Annotated in this window: 16 protein-coding genes; all 16 read left to right on the plus strand. The window is 71.8% G+C overall.

The features are described 5' to 3' along the window. Positions 1-95 precede the first annotated feature (95 nt). Positions 96-1,049, plus strand: coding sequence for a methionyl-tRNA formyltransferase (locus QL987_RS04380; protein ID WP_290156441.1), 954 nt, complete (start codon positions 96-98; stop codon positions 1,047-1,049). Then, the gene (locus QL987_RS04385) at positions 1,046-2,695 is read left to right on the plus strand and encodes a transcription antitermination factor NusB (RefSeq protein WP_290156442.1); all 1,650 of its coding nucleotides are present in this window, start codon (positions 1,046-1,048) and stop codon (positions 2,693-2,695) included. Before QL987_RS04380 ends, QL987_RS04385 begins: the two co-directional genes overlap by 4 nt. A 39-nt stretch (positions 2,696-2,734) precedes the next feature. Continuing rightward, on the plus strand, positions 2,735-3,400 hold the full coding sequence (gene rpe / locus QL987_RS04390; RefSeq protein ID WP_253463215.1) for a ribulose-phosphate 3-epimerase: 666 nt from the start codon (positions 2,735-2,737) through the stop codon (positions 3,398-3,400). A 9-nt stretch (positions 3,401-3,409) separates the two neighbouring features. Continuing rightward, the gene (locus tag QL987_RS04395) at positions 3,410-3,673 is read left to right on the plus strand and encodes a phosphoribosyl-ATP diphosphatase (protein WP_110902198.1); all 264 of its coding nucleotides are present in this window, start codon (positions 3,410-3,412) and stop codon (positions 3,671-3,673) included. A 62-nt stretch (positions 3,674-3,735) separates the two neighbouring features. Beyond that, positions 3,736-4,575 (plus strand): ATP phosphoribosyltransferase, encoded by an 840-nt coding sequence (gene hisG / locus QL987_RS04400; protein WP_111073568.1) that lies wholly within the window; start codon positions 3,736-3,738, stop codon positions 4,573-4,575. Next, positions 4,572-5,366 (plus strand): imidazole glycerol phosphate synthase subunit HisF, encoded by a 795-nt coding sequence (gene hisF, locus QL987_RS04405; protein ID WP_258376620.1) that lies wholly within the window; start codon positions 4,572-4,574, stop codon positions 5,364-5,366. Before hisG ends, hisF begins: the two co-directional genes overlap by 4 nt. Before the next feature lie 88 nt (positions 5,367-5,454). Continuing rightward, positions 5,455-5,877 (plus strand): phosphoribosyl-AMP cyclohydrolase, encoded by a 423-nt coding sequence (gene hisI, locus QL987_RS04410; protein ID WP_253463213.1) that lies wholly within the window; start codon positions 5,455-5,457, stop codon positions 5,875-5,877. Next, positions 5,874-7,406: an anthranilate synthase component I gene (locus QL987_RS04415; protein ID WP_221850281.1), complete on the plus strand. Its 1,533-nt coding sequence runs from the start codon at positions 5,874-5,876 to the stop codon at positions 7,404-7,406. The genes hisI and QL987_RS04415 overlap by 4 nt, the downstream gene beginning before the upstream one ends. Continuing rightward, a complete protein-coding gene (locus QL987_RS04420; protein WP_290156444.1) occupies positions 7,403-8,155 on the plus strand; it encodes a Trp biosynthesis-associated membrane protein in 753 nt (250 codons plus the stop codon). Before QL987_RS04415 ends, QL987_RS04420 begins: the two co-directional genes overlap by 4 nt. Beyond that, the gene (locus tag QL987_RS04425; protein WP_111073564.1) at positions 8,142-8,381 is read left to right on the plus strand and encodes a DUF6704 family protein; all 240 of its coding nucleotides are present in this window, start codon (positions 8,142-8,144) and stop codon (positions 8,379-8,381) included. Before QL987_RS04420 ends, QL987_RS04425 begins: the two co-directional genes overlap by 14 nt. 94 nt (positions 8,382-8,475) lie before the next feature. Next, positions 8,476-9,249, plus strand: a complete 774-nt coding sequence (gene trpC / locus QL987_RS04430) for an indole-3-glycerol phosphate synthase TrpC (RefSeq protein ID WP_111073710.1) — start codon at positions 8,476-8,478, stop codon at positions 9,247-9,249. Between the two features lie 40 nt (positions 9,250-9,289). Beyond that, the gene (gene trpB, locus QL987_RS04435; protein ID WP_221850279.1) at positions 9,290-10,504 is read left to right on the plus strand and encodes a tryptophan synthase subunit beta; all 1,215 of its coding nucleotides are present in this window, start codon (positions 9,290-9,292) and stop codon (positions 10,502-10,504) included. Beyond that, entirely contained in the window at positions 10,501-11,295 is a 795-nt protein-coding gene (gene trpA / locus QL987_RS04440; RefSeq protein ID WP_290156445.1) for a tryptophan synthase subunit alpha, read from the plus strand. Before trpB ends, trpA begins: the two co-directional genes overlap by 4 nt. Before the next feature lie 106 nt (positions 11,296-11,401). Next, on the plus strand, positions 11,402-12,391 hold the full coding sequence (gene lgt / locus QL987_RS04445; RefSeq protein ID WP_290156446.1) for a prolipoprotein diacylglyceryl transferase: 990 nt from the start codon (positions 11,402-11,404) through the stop codon (positions 12,389-12,391). A 296-nt stretch (positions 12,392-12,687) separates the two neighbouring features. Then, the gene (gene gltB, locus QL987_RS04450; protein ID WP_290156480.1) at positions 12,688-17,205 is read left to right on the plus strand and encodes a glutamate synthase large subunit; all 4,518 of its coding nucleotides are present in this window, start codon (positions 12,688-12,690) and stop codon (positions 17,203-17,205) included. A gap of 50 nt (positions 17,206-17,255) precedes the next feature. After that, positions 17,256-18,713, plus strand: coding sequence for a glutamate synthase subunit beta (locus tag QL987_RS04455; protein ID WP_290156447.1), 1,458 nt, complete (start codon positions 17,256-17,258; stop codon positions 18,711-18,713). The last annotated feature ends 74 nt before the right edge of the window (positions 18,714-18,787 follow it).

Here is an 18,787-nt window from a genome sequence, read left to right on the forward strand (position 1 = left end):
TGACGTTCGGCGGCGCGGTGGATCCTCGCACCGAGGACAGTTCCGTGCCGGGCACGCTGCCTCTGCGGCGGCGCGCCGCGTGGGAGACTGGTCGGATGCGTCTCGTCGTCGCCGGCAGCCCCGCTGCCGCGGTCCCCACCCTCCGTGCTCTGGCGGCGTCCGACCACGAGATCGCGGCGGTGCTCACCCGCCCGCCGACGCCGCAGGGCCGGAAGCGCGTGCTCACGCCGACGCCGGTCGCGCAGGTCGCGGCGGAGCTGGGCCTGCCGGTGATCGAGGCCTCGCGGGTGGACGACGAGGTCACCGCCCGGATCGCCGCCCTCGACGTCGACCTCGGCGTGATCGTCGCGTACGGCGCGCTGCTGCGCCGCCCGGCCCTCGACGCGCCTCGCCTCGGCTGGGTCAACCTGCACTTCTCCGACCTGCCGGCGTACCGCGGCGCCGCCCCCGTGCAGCGTGCGGTGATGGCCGGCGACACCACCACCGCGGCCACGGTCTTCCAGCTGGTCGAGGCCCTGGACGCCGGCCCGGTCTACGCGTCCGAGCCCTTCACGATCGACCCGGAGGCCACCTCCGGCGAGGTCCTCGCCGCGATGGCGGAGACCGGCGCCGACGTGGTGGTCCGGGTCGTCGACGCCCTCGCCGCGGGCACGGCGACGGCGACCGAGCAGCTCGGTGCGCCGACGACGGCCCCGAAACTGACGCTCGAGGACGGCCGCACCGACTTCGCCGCCCCGGCATCCGTGGTGCACGCCCGGCTCCGCGGCGTCACCCCGGAACCGGGCGCGTTCGCGCACCTCGGCGAGACCCGGGTGAAGCTGCTGCGGACGCACCGGCTCGCGACGCACGACGGCCGCCCGGGAGGCTCGGGGGACACCGCCCCGCACCTCGCCCCCGGTGCGCTCCGGCTCGTGGACGGCGCCCTGCTGGTCGGGACGGCGGACGAACCGCTCGTGCTGACCGAGGTGCAGCCGGCCGGCAAGAAGGCGATGGACGCCGCGGCCTGGGCCCGAGGGCTCGGACCGCTCGACGGGAAGGTGCTCGCATGAGCGCGGAACACGATCGCGGCCAGCGCAGCGGGAACGGCGGCGGCCAGCGCGGTGGCGGTGCCGGCCAGCGCGGCGCCGGCGTCGGGCGGACCGGGGGACGACCCGGGGGCCGGCCGCGGGAGCCCCGTCAGGTCAGTGCCCGGCGCGTGGCGTTCGACGTCCTGCGCGCCGTCCAAGTCGACGACGCCTACGCGAACCTGCTCCTGCCGACGCGCATCCGGCGTGCCGGGCTCAGCGCCCGCGACGCCGGCTTCGCAACCGAGCTGACCTACGGCACGATCCGGATGATCGGCCGCTACGACGTGGTCGTCGCCGTCGCGTCCGGGCGCCGGGCGGACCTCATCGAGGCCGACGTGCTCGACGTGATGCGCCTCGGCGTGCACCAGCTCCTCGGCATGCGGACGCCGACGCACGCCGCGGTCTCCGCCACGGTCGAGCTCGCCCGCGAGGTCGGAGTCGCCCGCGCCACCGGCTTCGTGAACGCCGTGATGCGGAAGGTCGCCGGCAAGACCCCGGAGGAGTGGGACGCCCTCGTGACGGCCGGCCTCGGCGGGGAGGCCCTCCTCGCGACACGCTGGTCGCACCCGGTCTGGGTCGTCTCCGCGCTCCGGGACGCCCTGGCCGCGGAACGGTCCCGTGACGAACTCGTCGCGCTCCTCGCCGCCGACAACGAGGCACCGCGCGTCCAGCTCGCCGCGCTGCCCGGTGTCGCCACGGCAGAGGACGTCGAGCAGGCGACCACGCGCGCGACGGTGGACGACGACGTGGCGGGGGACGAGCCTCCCGTCGGTCCGGCCGGTGACGACGCCGTCGTGGCCGACCAGCCCGACCGCGACCAGCCCGACCGCGACCACGACCACGGCCACGTCAACGCTGCGGAGCCCGCTTCACCCGCGCCCGACCTGCCGGTCTCGCCCGTCGGCATCCGCGGCGTCACCGGCGACCCGGCGCGCGTCCCCGGCGTCGCCGCCGGCCGTCTCCGCGTGCAGGACGAGGGGTCCCAGCTCGCGGCCCTCGCACTGTCCCGATCGTTCGAGGTGCAGGCCGGCGAACGCTGGCTGGACCTGTGCGCCGGCCCCGGTGGCAAGGCCGCGCTCCTCGCCGCCGAGGCCGCGCAGGCCGGTGCCACCCTCACCGCCAACGAGCTCGTCCCGGCCCGGGTGGGACTGGTCCGGGAGGCCCTCCGCGACTTCCGCGACACCGTCACCGTGGTCGAAGGCGACGGCCGCCGCTACGGCCACGACGGTGCGGGTGTCACCTACGACCGCATCCTGCTCGACGCGCCCTGCACCGGACTCGGCGCGCTCCGTCGGCGTCCGGAGGCCCGCTGGCGGAAGCAACCGGAGGACGTCGCCGAACTGGCGGTCCTGCAGGAGGAACTGCTCGAGGCTGCGGTCCGTGTGCTCGCCCCGGGCGGGACGCTGGCGTACGTGACGTGCTCGCCGCACCTGGCCGAGACGCGCGGACAGGTCGACGCCCTGATGCGCCGCCACGGCGACCTGCTCGAGCAGCTCGACACCGCCTCGGTGGTCCGCTCGGTGGCGGCCCGCGACCCGCAGGTGGCGGACGGCCGGACGGTGCAGCTCTGGCCGCACCGGATCGGCACCGACGCGATGTTCATCGCGCTGTTCCGTCGGACGGCCTGACCGCCGGAGCACCGGACGACCGGCCGGTAGGCTCGTCGGGTGACGATCCGCATCTCGCCGAGCATCCTGTCCGCCGACTTCGCGAACCTCGAGCGCGAACTGCACCGCATCGAGACCGCCGACATGGTGCACGTCGACGTGATGGACAACCACTTCGTGCCGAACCTGACGCTCGGCCTGCCGATCGTCCAGCGTCTGCAGCAGGTGTCGCCGGTGCCGCTCGACGTGCACCTCATGATCACCGACGCGGACACCGAGGCACCGAAGTACGCCGAGACCGGGGCATCGAGCGTCACCTTCCACTTCGAGGCGGCGACCGACCCGGTGGCGACAGCCGCGGCGATCCGGTCGAACGGGGCCCGAGCCGCCGTCGCCGTGAAGCCCGGCACCCCGGTCACCCAGGTGCTGCACCACCTCGACGCCTACGACATGATCCTGCTCATGACCGTCGAGCCCGGGTTCGGCGGTCAGGCGTTCATGACCTCGGTGATGCCGAAGCTCGCCGACGCCCGGGCCGCGGTCGACGCGTCGGGCCTGGACGTCTGGCTCGAGGTCGACGGCGGCATCGCGGTCGACACCGTGCCCGAGGCGGTCCGGAGCGGCGCCGACACCCTGGTCGCCGGCTCCGCGGTCTACGGCGGCGAACCGGCCGCGCGCATCACCGATCTCCGAGCGGCGGCGCAGCGCGCCCTCGCGGACCGGTAGCCTGAAGAAGTGAAGACGTTCGACGACCTGTTCGCGGAACTGACCGAGAAGGCGCGCACGCGCCCGGACGGCTCCGGCACCGTCGCCGAACTGGATGCCGGCGTGCACCAGATCGGCAAGAAGATCGTGGAGGAAGCCGCCGAGGTCTGGATGGCGGCCGAGTACGAGGGCGACGAGCGCACCTCGGAGGAGATCTCGCAGCTCGTGTACCACCTGCAGGTCCTCATGATCGCGAAGGGCCTGACCCCGGCGGACGTCTGGCGACATCTGTAGGGAGCGCGTCACCCCGCGCACCGCAGACCCGTCACCGACCCCACCTCCAGGAAGCAGACCTGATGCTCCGCATCGCCGTGCCCAACAAGGGCTCACTGTCCGAGACCGCCTCCGAGATGCTGCGGGAGGCCGGGTACGCCGGTCGCCGTGACCCGAAGGCGCTGCACCTCATCGACGAGCGCAACGGGGTGGAGTTCTTCTTCCTCCGCCCGCGTGACATCGCCACCTACGTCGGCTCCGGCGCACTCGACGTCGGGATCACCGGCCGCGACCTGCTGCTCGACTCCGGCTCCACCGCGCACGAGGTCGACGCGCTCGGCTTCGCGGACTCCACCTTCCGCTTCGCCGGCGCCCCCGGTCGGTACAGCACGCTGCAGGACCTCGAGGGCGTCCGCGTCGCCACGAGCTACCCCGGCCTGGTCGGGGAGTTCCTCGCGCAGCACGGCGTCACCGCCACCCTGGTCAAGCTCGACGGCGCGGTCGAGAGCGCCGTCCGGCTCGGGGTCGCCGACGCCGTCGCCGACGTCGTCTCCACCGGCAGCACGCTCCGCGCCGCCGGGCTCGAGATCTTCGGCCCGGTCATCCTCGAATCCACCGCGGTGCTCATCACCACCGACGAGACGATCGCCGGCATCGACGTGCTCCGCCGCCGGCTGCAGGGCGTCCTGGTCGCCCGCGGCTACGTCATGCTCGACTACGACATCCCGTCCGCCCTGCTCGAGCAGGCGACCGCGATCGCCTCGGGCATCGAGTCCCCGACGGTCTCGCCGCTGCACGACCGCGACTGGTCGGCCGTCCGCGTGATGATCCCGCGCGACGACGCCAACCTCATCATGGACGCGCTCTACGACCTCGGCGCCCGGGCGATCCTGGTCAGCCCGATCCACGCCGCACGCCTGTGACCGCCGCTCCCGCGGGCGCCACCGCCCTGGGCGGCGTCTCGGTCCGCGTCATCCCGTGCCTCGACGTCTCGGGCGGCCGTGTCGTCAAGGGCGTCAACTTCCTCGACCTGCAGGACGCCGGCGACCCGGTCGAGCTCGCCGCGCGCTACTACGAGCAGGGTGCCGACGAGCTGACGTTCCTCGACGTCGGCGCCACGGTCGAGAACCGCGCCACGATGTGGGACACCGTCACCCGCACCGCCGAGCAGGTCTTCATCCCGCTCACGGTCGGCGGCGGGGTCCGCAGCGTCGACGACGTCGCCCGGCTGCAGCAGTGCGGCGCGGACAAGATCGGCGTCAACAGCGCCGCGATCGCCCGCCCCGAACTGGTCTCCGAGATCGCCGACCGGTTCGGCGCACAGGCCGTCGTCCTGTCGCTCGACGTCAAGCGCTCCGACCGGATGCCGTCCGGCTTCGTGGTCACGACGCACGGCGGCCGTACCGAGACCGACATCGACGCCATCGCCTGGGCACACGACGCCGTCGAGCGCGGTGCGGGGGAGCTCCTCGTCAACTCGATCGACGCCGACGGCACGAAGAACGGCTTCGACCTCGAGCTCGTCGCCGCGGTCCGTGCGGTGTCCTCGGTGCCGGTCATCGCCTCGGGAGGCGCGGGGCACGTCGACCACTTCGCCCCCGCCGTCGACGCCGGTGCGGACGCGGTCCTCGCCGCGAGCGTCTTCCACCGCGGCGAGATGACCGTGGGCGACGTCAAGGACGCGCTGCGCGCCACCGGCCACGTCGTCCGCTGACGCCGTCCCGGCAAGCCGGGTCGGGCCTCCCGTCCGGCGTGCCCGTCCGCAGCCAGCGCGCCGGGCGGGGCCGTAGGCTGGTGCCCTCATGACCGACAGCACCAGCACCAGCACCGAAGCGGTCCTCGACCGTGCGCGCTTCGGTGCGGACGGACTGCTCCCCGCCATCGTGCAGGAGGAATCGTCGAAGGACGTCCTCATGCTCGGGTATATGGACCGGGAAGCCCTCCGCCGCACCCTGACCGAGGGCCGGGTGACCTTCTGGTCGCGGTCCCGGAGCGAGTACTGGCGCAAGGGCGACACGTCCGGCCATGCCCAGTACGTCCGCGCCGCCGCCCTGGACTGCGACGACGACACGCTCCTCGTCACGGTGCACCAGGTCGGTGCCGCGTGTCACACCGGGGCCCACCGGTGCTTCGACGTCGATCCGCTCGACCCGGTGACGGCGTCGGCGCCCGACACGGTGGAGGCCTCCGCTCCCGGCACGGCGACGGGCGGTGTCGCACGATGAGCGACTCGCCCCGCACCACACTCCGCGACGACTTCGACGGGCTCGTCCGCGAGGGCCACCGCGTGGTCCCCGTCGTCCGCGCGCTCTTCGCCGACAGCGAGACCCCGGTCGGCGTCTACCGGAAGCTCGCCGACGGTCGCGCCGGTTCGTTCCTGCTCGAGTCCGCCGGGCAGGGCGGCCTCTGGTCGCGCTGGTCCTTCGTCGGCGTCCGCAGCTTCGGTGTCCTCACCCAGGACGGCGACCGTGCCGCCTGGATCGACACCGGGATCTCCGCGGAGCGCGCCGTCGGGTCCCTCGACGGGCAACCGCTCGAGGTCCTGGCACGACTCCACGAGCGCTGGGCGACGCCCCGCGTCCCCGGTCTGCCGCCGCTCGTCGGCGGCACCGTCGGCTTCATCGGGTGGGAGGCCGTGCGGCAGCTGGAACACCTGCCGGACGCCCCGCCGGCCGACTTCGACGTGCCCGGACAGGCGCTCTCGTTCGTGTCGGAGCTCGCCGCCCTCGACCACCGCACCGGCCTCGTGCTGCTGGTCGCGACGGCCCTGAACGACGGCACCGACGACGCCGACACCCTGTGGTCGGACGCGCAGGCCCGACTCGACCGGATGCAGGCCGACCTGGTGCAGCCGAGCATCGCGACCGTCGCCGAGGCGTTCGACATCGCCGAGCCGACCGCCCGCTCCCGGTCCACCCCGGAGGAGTACGCGGCGTCGATCGAGCGGTCGAAGCAGTTCATCCGCGACGGCGACGTGTTCCAGGTCGTCATCTCGCAGCGGTTCGACCACGACGTGACGGCCGACCCGCTGGACGTCTACCGGGTCCTCCGCACGCTGAACCCGAGCCCCTACATGTACTTCCTGTCGCTCGAAGGGCGCGACGGCCAACCGTTCTGGATCGTCGGCGCCTCGCCGGAGGCCCTGGTGAAGGTGCAGGACGGTCGGGCGATGACGCACCCGATCGCCGGCTCCCGGCCGCGCGGCGCCACCACGGAAGAGGACGTCCGACTCGGTGACGAGCTGCTGGCGGACCCGAAGGAACGCGCCGAGCACCTGATGCTCGTCGACCTCGCCCGCAACGACCTGCAGAAGGTGTGCGAGCCGGGCACCGTCGCCGTGACCGAGTTCATGACGGTGGAGCGGTTCAGCCACATCATGCACCTGGTGTCCAGCGTCGAGGGCGCGATCCGTCCGGGGATGTCCGCCATCGACGTGTTCCGCGCGACCTTCCCGGCCGGCACGCTCTCCGGAGCGCCGAAGCCGCGTGCGCTGCAGATCATCGACGAACTCGAGCCCGCCAAGCGCGGGGCGTACGCGGGCGTGGTCGGCTACTTCGACTTCGCCGGGGACGCCGACGTCGCGATCGCGATCCGCACCGCCCTCATCCAGGACGGAGTCGCCCGCGTGCAGGCCGGCGCCGGACTGGTCGCGGACTCGGACCCGATGAGCGAGCACCTCGAGTCCGTCAACAAGGCCGCTGCTCCCTTGCGTGCCGTGGCGACCGCCAACCGGATGACCGTGGTCACCCCGTGAAGCGCTCCCGCCCACTCGTCGTCGTCATCGGGCTGCTCGTCGCCGGACTGGTGATGCTCTCGTGGACCCAGACGTGGTTCACCGTGCACCTCGACCACACCGCGGCCGTCGTCAAGACCGTCGACGCGGACGGCGCCACCGTCGTACCGCAGTACACGGCCGTCGCGATCGCCAGCCTCGCGCTGTTCCTCGCCATGACCATCGCCGGGCGCGTGGTCCGGGTCGTGCTCGCGGTCGTGCAGGTCCTGCTCGGGGTGGCCGTCGTCGTCTCGGGTGTGACCGCCCTGTCCGACCCGGTCGCCGCCGCACGGAGTGCCATCGGCTCGGTGGCCGGCGTCAGTGACCTCGGAGCGGTCCGACGGGTCGTCACCGGCGTCGACGTCAGCCTCTGGCCGGTCGTCGGGATCATCGGCGGGGTCCTCGCCGCGCTCCTCGGGGTCGCGGTGCTGTTCCTGCAGCGGTCCTGGCCCGGTCCGAGCCGGAAGTACGGCGACGCCGCCACGCCCGCCACGCCCGGCACGGCCACCGCCGCCGGTGCCGCCGGCGGCCCGGCCGCCGCCGACGGCGCTCCGCATCGACCCGTCGTCCGCGACGCGGTCGTCGACTGGGACGACCTCAGCGCCGGTGTCGACCCGACCGCGGGGGACACCGCGGCCGGGCAGCCCGACACCCTGGACACGGTAGGATCGACGGAGCGCCGCGCGACCGGTGGCGCCAGCGACAACGAGGAGCACCGTGAGCAACACTGAGCCCGCAGAACTCGGCGAAGGCCACTCGCCGGCGGCCTGGACGGCCGTCGTCATCATGCTGATCGGCTTCGCCGCCGGAACGCTGTGCTTCTGGTTCGACCTCGCCTGGGGTGTGTGGGCGTCCGCCGCCGTCGTCGTGATCGGCCTGATCGTGGGCTTCGCGATGGGCAAGGCCGGCTACGGCGTGAACGGTCCGAAGTACGTCACCAAGCACCACGGCGGCTGAGCGCATGTCGGCTGCAACCCCGAACGGCACGCCTGCGCCGACTCCGTCCGCGCCGACTTCATCCGCGCCGACCCCGCCCGTCCCCGGTACGAACCTGCTGCAGAGCCTGGTCGCCGGTGCGCTCGAGGACGCGGCGGCTCGTCGGCTCGACCGTCCCTACGCGGACGTCGAACGCGACCTCGACCGGGTGGCCTCGCCGCTCGACGCCCTCGAGTTCCTGGCACCCGGCGACCGGGTGAAGATCCTCGCAGAGGTCAAGCGGGCGAGCCCGTCCCGTGGCGCGATGGCCACCATCGCCGACCCGGCAGCCCTCGCCGCGGACTACGAGCGCGGCGGAGCCTCGGCGATCAGCGTCCTGACCGAGGGCCGCAAGTTCCTCGGCAGCCTGGCCGACCTCGAAGCCGTCAAGGCGCGTGTCGGGGTGCCCGTGCTCCGCAAGGACTTCATCGCCGACCCGTACCAGGTCGTCGAAGCCCGTGCGGCCGGGGCGGACATCGTCCTGCTGATCGTCGCGGCACTCGACCAGCCGACCCTCGTGCAGCTCCACGGCCTGGCCGAAGAGCTCGGCATGCGCGTCCTGGTCGAGGCACACTCCGCCGACGAGGTCTCCCGTGGCCTCGACGCCGGTGCGCGCATCCTCGGCGTGAACGCCCGCGACCTCACCGACTTCTCGCTCGACCGTGACCTCTTCGGGTCCCTGGCTGACCGCATCCCTGACGGGGTCGTCCGCGTGGCCGAGTCCGCCGTGAAGACCCCTGCCGACGTCGCCCACTACCGGTCCGCCGGTGCCGACGTCGTCCTCGTCGGGGAAGCGCTGGTCACCGGCGCCGACCCCGCCGCCACGCTCGCGTCGTTCATCGACGGCTGACAACCCGTCCGGTGCAGACCGGACTCCTTGGAGCACCACCGTGACCTCACTCCGTGACCTGCAAGGCCCCTACTTCGGCGACTTCGGCGGGCGGTTCGTCCCCGAGTCGCTCGTCCTGGCGCTCGACGAGCTCGAGACCGCGTTCCGGACCGCGTGGGCGGACCCGTCCTTCCGCGAGGAACTGGACACCCTCCACCGCGACTACACCGGTCGCCCCTCGATCATCACCGAGGTGCCGCGGTTCGCGAAGCACGCCGGTGGTGCCCGGATCATCCTCAAGCGCGAGGACCTGAACCACACCGGTTCGCACAAGATCAACAACGTGCTCGGGCAGGCGCTCGTCGCCCGCCGCCTCGGCAAGACCCGGTTGATCGCGGAGACCGGAGCCGGCCAGCACGGTGTCGCCACCGCGACCGCGGCTGCCCTGTTCGGCATGGACTGCGTCGTGTACATGGGTGCTGTCGACACCGAGCGCCAGGCACTCAACGTCGCCCGGATGCGTCTGCTCGGCGCCGAGGTCATCCCCGTCGAGACCGGTTCCCGCACCCTGAAGGACGCCATCAACGACGCCCTCCGCGACTGGGTGGCGAACGTCGAGTCCACCCACTACCTGCTGGGCACCGTCGCCGGTCCGCACCCCTTCCCGGAGATGGTCCGCCAGTTCCACAAGGTGATCGGCGAAGAAGCCCGGCAGCAGGTGCTCGACCGCGTCGGACGCCTGCCGGACGCGGTCGCCGCGTGCGTCGGTGGCGGGTCGAACGCGATGGGCATCTTCGAGGCGTTCCTCGACGACGAGTCGGTCCGTCTGCACGGCTTCGAAGCGGGCGGTGACGGCGTCGAGACCGGTCGGCACGCGGCCAGCATCACGCTCGGCCGCGAAGGCGTGCTGCAGGGTGCCAAGTCCTATCTGATGCAGGACGAGGACGGCCAGACCATCGAGAGCCACAGCATCTCCGCCGGGCTCGACTACCCGAGCGTCGGTCCGGAGCACGCGTACCTGGCGTCGATCGGGCGGGCGAAGTACGAGCCGATCACGGACACCGAGGCGATGGAGGCCTTCCGGCTGATGAGCCGGACCGAGGGCATCATCCCGGCGATCGAGTCCTCGCACGCCCTCGCCGGCGCGATCAAGCTCGGCAAGGAACTCGGGCCCGAGGGCGTCATCCTCGTGAACCTGTCCGGTCGTGGCGACAAGGACGTGGCCTCGGCCAGCCGGTACTTCGGCATCCTCGACGAGACGGCGGTCCAGTCGTGAGCACGAACAAGACCGTCGCCGAGACCATCGACCGCGCCAACGTCGAGCGCGCCGGGGCCGTCGTCGGCTACCTGCCCGCCGGCTACCCCGACCTGCGGACCAGCGTGGACGCAGCCGTCGCCCTCGCCGAGAACGGCGTCGACGTCATCGAGCTCGGCCTGCCCTACTCCGATCCGGTCATGGACGGCCCCGTCATCCAGCGTGCGGCGGAGGAGAGCCTGGCCAACGGCTTCAAGGTCGCCCAGGTGTTCGACGCCGTCAACGCGATCACCGAGCGCGTCGACGTGCCGGTCCTGGTGATGACCTACTGGAACCCGGTGCTGCGGTACGGCGTCGAGCGGTTCGCGGACGACCTGGTCGCCGCCGGTGCCGCCGGTCTCATCACGCCGGACCTCATCCCCGACGAGGGCCAGCAGTGGATCGACGCCTCCGAGCGCACCGGTCTCGACCGGGTGTTCCTCGCGGCGCCGTCCTCGACCGACACCCGGATGCGTCAGGCGGTCGACCGCAGCCGCGGGTTCGTCTACGCGGTCTCGACCATGGGCGTCACCGGGGCCCGGGTCGGCGTCGACACGGCAGCCCGCACGGTGGTCTCGCGCCTGCGCGACGCCGGCGTCCAGCGGACCTGTGTCGGCCTCGGCATCTCGACCGCCGACCAGGTCGCCGAGGTGCTCGAGTACGCCGACGGGGCGATCATCGGCTCCGCGTTCGTCCGTGCCCTCGCCGACCTCGGCGTGACCGGGGTGGCCGACCGCGCCGCCGACCTGTCGTCCGGCGCAGCACGGCGCTGACCCGCGCTACAGTGATCCGGGCCGACCGGGCCCGGAGGCCCGCAACGCACGGGGCCGCCAGCCCCACCGGCTGACCAGCTCCACACGTGAAAGGCGACAGTCGCACATGCCCCTCCTGAGCATCCCGAGCCCGAGCACGGCCTGGCAGTACTTCGACCTGACCGCGTGGCTGCACGACACGTTCAACGTGACGCTGCCGCTCGACTTCCGGATCCACGCGTACGCGATCTGCATCCTGATCGGGATCGTCATCTGCGTGCTGCTCACGAACAACCGGCTGAACGCCCGCGGCGCCGAGCGCTGGATAATCATCGACATCGCGATCTGGGCGGTGCCGGCGGGCATCATCGGCGGTCGCCTGTTCCACGTCTTCTCGCATGTCAGCGACTACTTCGGCCCGGGCATCGACCCGTTCTCGATCTTCTACATCTGGGAGGGCGGGCTCGCCATCTTCGGGGCGTTGATCCTCGGGTCGGTCGGCGCCTGGATCGGCTGCCGCATGGCGGGTCTCCGCTTCTCGGCCTTCATCGACGCCGCCGCTCCCGGCGTGCTCCTCGCCCAGGCGGCCGGTCGTCTCGGCAACTACTTCAACCACGAGCTCTTCGGCATGCCGACGAGCCTGCCGTGGGGGCTGCAGATCGAAGCCACCAACCCGGCGTACCCGAAGGGCCTGCCGGAGGGCGTGCTGTTCCACCCGACGTTCCTCTACGAGATCATCTGGAACGTCGTCGGCGCCGTGCTGATCCTGCTGCTCGACCGCCGCTTCCGCCTGCAGTGGGGCCGCGTCATGGCGCTCTACCTGGTCTGGTACGGCCTGGGCCGCTCGGTGCTCGAGTCCATCCGCGTCGACACGAGCGAGACCTTCGCCGGCATCCGCACCAACGTCTGGATGTCCTTCGCCGCGATCCTGCTCGGCATCATCATCTTCGCGATCCAGACCCGACGACACGTCGGCAAGGAGCCGAGCCCGTACCTGCCGGGTCGCGAGCCTCGCTCGAAGTCCGATGTAGACTCGGACGACACCTACTCGGAGCACGACACCACCACCGGTGTCGCCGATCCGGAGCCGGTCGCCGCCGTCGCCGACCGACACTGAGGTCCCCAGCCTCTCCCGAACGCAGCACCACACCGCGCTTGCGGTCCGCCACAAGCGGACCCCACTCCTCGCGCGCCGTCAGGGCACAGCCTGACGGCGAGCACGGGCACCAGTCCCGCCCGCTCGGGCGGAACGCACCACCGGGCCATCGCTGTCCCTGTTCCACTTCCTCGTGAGGACGGTTCCCCATGGCGCTCCTGCCACCCCAGCCCTCTGCAGTCCCGAACGGCGCGTCAGCCCCGTCCGGGCTCCGCTCGCCGCACCGACGGTTCTCGGCGATCCCCGACGCCGCCGGCATGTACGACCCGGCGAACGAGAAGGACGCCTGCGGTCTCGCCATGGTGGCGACGCTCCGCGGGACGCCCGGGCACGACATCGTCGACGCCGCCCTCGGCGCGCTCCGCAACCTCGAGCACCGCGGTGCGGTCGGGTCCGACGCCGGGACCGGTGACGGCGCCGGCATCCTCTGCCAGGTGCCGGACGCGTTCTTCCGCGACGTGGTCGACTTCGACCTGCCGGACGCCGGGCAGTACGCCGTGGGCACCGCCTACCTGCCGCTCGACGCCGACGCGCGCGCGGACGCCAAGGCCGCGGTCGAGCAGCTCGCCGTCGCCGAGGGACTCCGTGTCCTGGGCTGGCGCGAGGTGCCCGTCCGGCCCGAGGTCCTCGGCACGCTCGCCCGCGCCGCGATGCCCGCCTTCGAGCAGGTCTTCGTGGCGTCGACCCACCACGACGACCAGGGCGCGCTGCGCTCGGGCATCGACCTCGACCGCCAGGCCTTCCGACTGCGGAAGCGCGCGGAGCAGGGCACCGAGCTCTACTTCATGTCGCTGTCCAGCCGCACCATGGTCTACAAGGGCATGGTCACGACGCTGCAGCTCGAGCCGTTCTACCCGGACCTCAGCGACGAGCGCTTCGCGTCCCGCCTGGCCATCGTGCACTCGCGGTACTCGACGAACACGTTCCCGTCGTGGCCGCTCGCGCAGCCGTTCCGCTCGCTCGCGCACAACGGCGAGATCAACACCGTCCGCGGCAACCGCAACTGGATGCGTGCGCGCCAGTCGCAGCTCGAGAGCGAACTGCTCGGTGACATGGCGCCGCTGCTGCCGATCGTCAGCCCCGGTGCGAGCGACTCGGCCTCGTTCGACGAGGTCCTGGAACTCCTCACGCTGACCGGCCGGTCGTTGCCGCACGCGATGTCGATGATGGTGCCGGAGGCCTGGGAGAACCAGACCGACATGGACCCCGAGCTCCGGGCGTTCTACGAGTACCACTCGATGCTCATGGAGCCGTGGGACGGCCCGGCCGCGATCACCTTCACCGACGGCACGCTCGTCGGAGCGACGCTCGACCGCAACGGGCTGCGTCCCGGACGCTTCCTGGTCACCGACGACGGCCTCATCGTGATGGGCAGCGAGACGGGTGTCATCGACGTGCCCGCCGCGAAGGTCGTCCGCAAGGGGCGTCTGCGTCCGGGCCGGATGTTCCTGGTGGACACCGAGAACGGCCGGATCATCGAGGACGACGAGGTCAAGCGCGACCTGGCGACCTCGGGCCCGTGGACCGAGTGGCTCGAGTCCGGCCGCATCAACCTCAACGACCTGCCGGAGCGCGAGCACATCGTGCACACCCCGGCCTCGGTCACCCGTCGTCAGCGTGCGTTCGGGTACACCGAGGAAGAGGTCCGTGTCCTGCTGCGTCCGATGGCGCAGACCGGGGCCGAGCCGCTCGGTGCGATGGGCTCCGACACCCCGATCGCGGTGTTGTCGCAGCGCCCGCGCCTGCTGTTCGACTACTTCACGCAGCAGTTCGCGCAGGTCACGAACCCGCCGCTCGACTCGATCCGCGAGCAGGTCATCACGTCGATGGGCCTCGGTCTCGGGCCGGAGCGCAACCTCCTGAGCGCCGGACCCGAGCACGCGAAGCAGATCGTCCTCGACTTCCCGGTGATCGACAACGACGAGCTGGCGAAGATCCAGCACTTCGAGACGGCCTCCGGTCGGCACCTGAGCGTGACGATCCGTGGGCTCTACCGGGTCGACGCCGGCGAGACGGCGATGGAGCAGCGCCTCCAGGCCGTCTGTGACGAGGTCGACGCGGCCATCGAGTCGGGCAAGCAGTTCATCGTCCTGTCGGACCGCGACGGCAACGCCGAGAGCGCGCCGATCCCGAGCCTGCTGCTGCTCGCCGCCGTGCACCACCACCTGATCCGCACCGAGCAGCGCATGAAGGTCGGCCTGATCGTCGAGGCCGGCGACGTGCGCGAGGTGCACCACGTGGCGACCCTGATCGGGTACGGCGCCTCGGCGATCAACCCGTACCTGGCGATGGAGACGTGCGAGAACCTCGTGCGCTCCGGCATGATCACCGGGCTCACCCCGGAGCAGGCCGTCAAGAACGTCATCAAGGCGCTCGGCAAGGGCGTCCTGAAGATCATGTCGAAGATGGGCATCTCCACGGTGTCCAGCTACGCCGGCGCACAGGCGTTCGAGGCGGTCGGGCTCAGCCAGGAGTTCGTCGACCGGTACTTCACCGGCACGTCGTCGATCCTCGGCGGGGTCGGTGTCGACGTGATCGCGGCCGAGAACGCCGAGCGTCACGCCCAGGCGTACCCGCAGGACGGCGCGGTGCTCTCCCACGAGCGTCTGCAGACCGGCGGCGAGTACCAGTGGCGCCGCGAAGGACCGCCGCACCTGTTCAACCCGGACACCGTCTTCCGCCTGCAGCACGCCACCCGTGCCCGCCGGTACGACGTGTTCCGCGAGTACTCCAAGGCGGTCGACGACCAGTCCGAGCAGCTGATGACGCTGCGCGGCCTGTTCGGCTTCACCGCGGGTGACCGCACCCCGGTGCCGCTGGACGAGGTCGAGCCGATCGCCGAGATCGTCAAGCGCTTCAACACCGGCGCGATGTCCTACGGGTCCATCTCGCAGGAGGCGCACGAGACCCTCGCCATCGCGATGAACCGTCTCGGTGCCCGGTCGAACACGGGCGAGGGCGGCGAGGACGTCGAGCGACTGCTCGACCCCGAGCGGCGCAGCGCGATCAAGCAGGTCGCCTCCGGGCGGTTCGGCGTGACGAGCATGTACCTCACGCACGCCACCGACATCCAGCTGAAGATGGCCCAGGGCGCGAAGCCCGGCGAGGGTGGCCAGCTGCCCCCGCAGAAGGTGTACCCGTGGGTCGCCCGCACCCGCCACGCCACCGCGGGCGTCGGCCTCATCTCGCCGCCGCCGCACCACGACATCTACTCCATCGAGGACCTCAAGCAGCTGATCTTCGACGTCAAGCGCGCCAACCCCTCGGCCCGCGTGCACGTCAAGCTCGTCAGCCAGTCCGGCATCGGCGCGGTCGCAGCCGGCGTGACGAAGGCACTGGCCGACGTCGTGCTCGTCTCCGGCCACGACGGCGGCACCGGCGCCAGCCCGCTGAACTCGCTGAAGCACGCCGGCACCCCCTGGGAGATCGGTCTCGCCGAGACGCAGCAGACGCTCATGCTCAACGGCATGCGCGACCGCGTCACGGTGCAGGTCGACGGGCAGATGAAGACCGGTCGCGACGTCGTCGTGGCCGCCCTGCTCGGCGCCGAGGAGTACGGCTTCGCGACCGCCCCGCTGGTGGTCGAGGGCTGCATCCTGATGCGCGTCTGCCACCTCGACACCTGCCCGGTGGGCGTGGCGACGCAGAACCCCGAGCTCCGCAAGCGCTTCTCCGGCAAGCCGGAGTTCGTCGTGAACTTCTTCGAGTTCATCGCCCAGGAGGTCCGTGAGCTCCTCGCCGAGCTCGGCTTCCGCAGCCTCGACGAGGCGATCGGCCACGCCGACGCCCTCGACGTGGACCGCGCGGTGGAGCACTGGAAGGCCTCGGGTCTCGACCTCGCGCCGGTGCTCAAGGGACCGGAGTTCGCCCCCGACGAGCCGCGCAGCCGCCGCCGCGCCCAGGACCACGAGCTCGAGCAGCACTTCGACGTCCGACTCATCGCCGAGGCGTCCGACGTGCTCGAGCACGGCGGCACGCTGACGCTCGACCTGCCGATCCGCAACACGGAGCGCGCGGTCGGCACGATGCTCGGGCACGAGGTCACCCTCCGGCACGGCGAGAACGGCCTGCCGACGGGCTCGATCGAAATCACCCTGCGTGGGTCGGCCGGCCAGTCGCTCGGCGCGTTCCTCCCGGCGGGCATCACGCTCCGGCTGGTCGGCGACAGCAACGACTACGTCGGCAAGGGCCTGTCCGGCGGCGAGATCGTCGTCCGCCCGGCCGAGGACGTCGGGTTCGACCCGGCCGAGAACGTCATCGCCGGCAACGTCATCGGCTACGGCGCGACCCAGGGCAGCATGTTCATCCGCGGCATCGTGGGGGAGCGCTTCCTGGTCCGGAACTCCGGCGCGACCGCGGTCGTCGAGGGCGTGGGCGACCACGCGCTCGAGTACATGACCGGTGGGCTCGCGCTCATCCTCGGCGAGACCGGCCGGAACCTCGGTGCCGGCATGTCGGGAGGCACGGCGTACGTCCGCGGGCTCCGTCACGAACTCGTCAACACCGACGCGCTGGCCTCCGGCGAGCTCCGCCTGGAGCCGCTGGACAGTGCCGACGTGGAGATCGTCACCGACCTGCTCCGCCGCCACGCCGACGAGACCGGTTCGACGATCGCTGCAGGCCTGCTCGACTCGGGCGACCTGTCCGAGTTCGTCAAGGTGCTGCCACGCGACTACGCGGCCGTGCTCGAGACGCGTCGCCAGGCCGTCGACGAGGGCCTCGACCCGGACGGCACCGTCGTCTGGAACCGCATCCTGGAGGTCACCGGTGGCTGACCGCACCTGCTCTCCCCACTCCCGCTCGACCCGCACCCAGGAGGTGACCCGTGGCTGACCCCAAGGGGTTCCTGAAGGTCCAGGAACGTGAACTGCCGCCCCGCCGCCCCGTGCCGGTCCGCCTCATGGACTGGAAAGAGGTCTACGAGCAGCAGGAGTCCGGTGCGCTGAAGCGTCAGGCCGGTCGCTGCATGGACTGTGGCGTGCCGTTCTGCCACCAGGGGTGCCCGCTCGGCAACCTGATCCCGGAGTGGAACGACCTCACCTGGCGCGGCGAGGGTCGTCAGGCCATCGAGCGGCTGCACGCGACGAACAACTTCCCGGAGTTCACCGGTCGCCTCTGCCCGGCCCCGTGTGAGGCCTCCTGCGTGCTGGGGATCAACCAGCCGCCGGTGACCATCAAGCAGGTCGAGGTGTCGATCATCGACGACGCGTTCCAGAACGGGTGGGTCACCCCGCACCCGCCGGAGCGCCTGACGGGCAAGACCGTCGCCGTCGTCGGGTCCGGTCCTGCCGGCCTGGCCGCCGCGCAGCAGCTCACCCGTGCCGGCCACACCGTTGCCGTCTACGAGCGTGACGACCGCATCGGTGGTCTGCTCCGCTACGGGATCCCGGACTTCAAGATGGAGAAGCGGCAGATCGACGCCCGCCTCGCCCAGATGCAGGCCGAAGGCACCCGCTTCCGTGCCGGCGTCGAGATCGGCCGGGACATCACCTGGGACGACCTGAAGTCCCGCTACGACGCGGTCGTCGTCGCCACCGGCGCCACGGTGCCGCGCGACCTGCCGATCCCGGGTCGCGATCTCTCCGGCGTGCACTTCGCGATGGACTACCTCGTCCAGCAGAACCGCGCGAACGCCGGCACGGTCGTCGACAACCAGATCAGCGCCGAGGGCAAGCACGTCGTCGTGATCGGCGGCGGTGACACCGGTGCGGACTGCATCGGCACCGCACACCGGCAGGGCGCGCTCAGCGTGACGAACCTGGCGATCGGCAAGCAGCCGCCGCTCGAGCGTCCGTCGGAGCAGCCCTGGCCGATGTTCGCGACCGTGTTCGAGGTCACGAGCGCCCACGAGGAGGGCGGGGAGCGCATGTTCCTCGCGTCCACGGTCGAGTTCCTGTCGAACGAGGCCGGTGAGGTCCGCGCCCTGCGTGTGGCCGAGACCGAGTACCTCGACGGCCGCCGGGTCCCGAAGGCCGGCACCGAGCGGGAGATCCCGGCGGACCTGGTGCTCATCGCCCTGGGCTTCACCGGTCCCGAGACCGACACGCTCGAACCGCAGCTCGGTCTGCCGACGAGCGTCTCGGGTGTGGTCAGCCGCCAGGCCGACTACACGACCAACGAGCCGGGCGTCTTCGTCGCCGGTGACGCCGGTCGCGGTCAGTCCCTGATCGTCTGGGCGATCGCCGAGGGCCGTGCCGCCGCCTCGAAGGTGGACGAGTACCTCGAGGGTTCGACGATCCTGCCGGCCCCGGTCAAGGCGACGGACCGGGCGATCTCGGTCTGATGGTCCCCTCCCCGTAGACGAGAGGCCACCCGCACTCGATAGGGTGCTGGTGGCCTCTCGTCGTTCCCGAAGCC

Origin of the sequence: Curtobacterium sp. APC 4022, assembly GCF_030407555.1 — a bacterium.
GTDB lineage: Bacteria > Actinomycetota > Actinomycetes > Actinomycetales > Microbacteriaceae > Curtobacterium.